Genomic DNA, 1314 nt, shown 5'->3' on the forward strand with positions numbered 1-1314 from the left:
CTTGCCCCTATCAAACCGGACACCGCGGCCCCGTTAAATTGATGCTGCGCTCATTCGCCTGAACTCCCGAGGCGAGCGGTATTTCAGTGCGCTGTGCGGATGCTCTTCGTTGTAGTGTTCGAAAGCAATCGCCAGGTTGCGTAGCGCTGTCTGGCGATCCGGCCGTGGCATATGGGCGATGTAATCGCGCTTCATCGTCTTCACGAAGCTCTCCGCCATGCCATTGCTTTGCGGGCTGCAAACCGGCGTGGTCAGTGGCAACAAGCCTATCTGCCGGGCAAAAGCGCGCGTCTGGTCAGCGGTATATGCCGAGCCGTTATCGCTCAGCCACTGGATCGGAGCGATAGGCAGCGTTTGTCCGAAGCGTTTCTCGACGGCTTCGAGCATGACGTCACGGACATCATTGCCGCTGTAACCAAGCGGGCTGGCGACCCAACTGATGGCTTCACGATCACAACAGTCCAGGGCGAACGTCACGCGCAGGCGGTCACCATCGTCACAGCGAAATTCAAAGCCGTCCGAGCACCAACGGGTGTTGCTTTCGTCCACGGCTACTCGACCTTCATGACGACGCGCTACTCCGGGTTGCTTTCGCCGCCTCTCCAGTAGCAGGTTGTGGTCGCGCATGACGCGATAAACCCGCTTCACATTGACCACCGGTTCGGTCTGCCTACGCAGAAGTGCCCAGACCCGGCGGTAGCCATAGCTGGGCAAGTTGGAGATCGCAGATTTGATCCGCTCCACCAGAGCCGCATCGTCAGGGATACGCCGACGACGGGCTCTTTTGTTTTCAGTGGCCTGCTTGATTCGAGCCGTCAGTTGCGAGCGCGACACACCGAGACTTTCACTAACCAGCTTCACTGGTCGTCCCCCGGCAACAAGGGTGAGTGCGCAATCCATTTTCGCGAACGGGCAATCTCCACAGCCTCCTTGAGAACTTCCGCTTCCATGGTCTTCTTGCCCAACATGCGTTGCAGCTCGCGGATCTGCTTCATCGCATCGGCCAGTTCCGAAGCCGGTACCACAGCCTCACCGGCACTGACCGCCGAAAGGCTGCCGTCTTGATAAAGCTTGCGCCAATGGAATAACTGGTTGGGGTTGATGCCGTTGCGCCGAGCCACGACGGAAACGCTTTGCCCCGGCTCCAGGCTCTCGCGAACCATGGTGAGCTTTTCCTCGACGCTCCAGCGGCGACGCCGCTCTTGGCCGAGCACTTCGATATGTCTGTCTTTACTGGTAGTCATAAACACGACCGTTTGCCTATCCCTTATGGTAAGGGGGAAACGGTGTCCGGTGTTTCAAGGGGCTTGTTCA

1 protein-coding gene is annotated in these 1314 nt (G+C 58.6%); it reads right to left on the minus strand.

Going from position 1 to position 1314, the window contains the following annotated elements; genetic code table 11:
• Positions 1–33 precede the first annotated feature (33 nt).
• A protein-coding gene (locus KXR72_RS20885; protein ID WP_437423014.1) for an IS3 family transposase occupies positions 34–1244 on the minus strand; the annotation gives its coding sequence in 2 pieces (ribosomal slippage) (positions 34–899 and positions 899–1244; 1212 coding nt in all).
• Between the last annotated feature and the right edge of the window lie 70 nt (positions 1245–1314).

Source organism: Stutzerimonas chloritidismutans (assembly GCF_051486945.1).
Classification (GTDB): Bacteria; Pseudomonadota; Gammaproteobacteria; order Pseudomonadales; family Pseudomonadaceae; genus Stutzerimonas; species Stutzerimonas chloritidismutans_B.